At 65.4% G+C, this 1123-nt stretch carries 1 protein-coding gene and 1 pseudogene; both read left to right on the forward strand.

The window, feature by feature from the left end; genetic code table 11:
• Positions 1-219 (forward strand): annotated as a pseudogene (locus AHiyo1_RS14965) (oxidoreductase); the annotation flags it as partial.
• A 21-nt stretch (positions 220-240) separates the two neighbouring features.
• Positions 241-1123 (forward strand): threonine aldolase family protein (locus AHiyo1_RS14970; RefSeq protein WP_445286225.1); only part of this gene is annotated, 883 nt, incomplete at its 3' end.

The raw sequence follows: 1123 nt of genomic DNA on the forward strand, positions 1-1123 counted from the left end.
CGCGATCAATCAGGAAACAAGGACGAACCAACGGAGCAGCACAGCGCCGCCGTCGTCTTCGTGGTGAAGTCGCTCCTGGACGCGGCGATGCGGCGGGAGCACCCGGAGCGGAAATTCCCCGGGTACACGGACGTCGAGGACTTGGCGGCGGCCGCCGTCGGGCTCTTCGACAAGCCTGCAGCGGAACTGAACGGACAGCGCCTCCTCCTGGCCAAATAGACTGAAAGCGTGAATGAACAAGTGACGAGCACTACAGAAGAATTCCCGGCTGCCCTCGACACGGAAGCCGTTGGGCGCCTCCACGATCCCTCCGTCCGCGGTTTCGCCTCGGACAACTACTCAGGCGTCCACCCTGAAATCCTGGCGGCCCTGGCCGCAGCCAATGGCGGCCACCAGGTCTCTTACGGGGAGGACCAGTACACGGAGCGGCTCCAGGAAGTCATGGAGGAGCACTTCGGCGCAGGCATCGAATGCTTCCCCGTCTTCAACGGGACTGGCGCGAACGTGTTGTCCCTGCAGTCGCTGCTGCCGCGCTGGGGTGCGGTCATCTGCGCATCGACCGCCCACATCAACATGGACGAGAACGGCGCACCGGAGCGGATCGGCGGCATCAAGCTTCTCCAGGTCCCGACGTCGGACGGCAAGCTGACCCCGGAATTGATCGACCGCGAAGCGTGGGGCTGGGGCGACGAACACCGCGCGCAGCCCCTGGCCGTCTCCATCACGCAGACCACGGAGCTCGGCACGTGCTACACGCCGGAAGAAATCCGGGCGATCGCCGACCACATCCATGCCAAGGGCATGAAACTGCACATGGACGGCGCCCGGCTCGCCAATGCTGCCGCCCACCTTGGCGTGCCCTTGCGGACGTTCACCCGCGACGCCGGCGTCGACATCTTGTCCTTCGGCGGCACCAAGAACGGGCTGCTGTTCGGCGAAGTGGTGGTCGCCCTGAATCCCGAGGCCGCCCACGGGCTGAAGTTCCTGCGCAAGATGAACATGCAGCTGGCCTCCAAGATGCGCTTCATCTCGGTCCAGTTCGTCGCGCTTCTGGAGTCCGGGCTGTGGCTTCGCTCAGCGGAACACGCGAATGCCATGGCCTCACGGCTGCGTGCGGCGGTCG

Origin of the sequence: Arthrobacter sp. Hiyo1, assembly GCF_001263615.2 — a bacterium.
Lineage (GTDB): Bacteria > Actinomycetota > Actinomycetes > Actinomycetales > Micrococcaceae > Arthrobacter.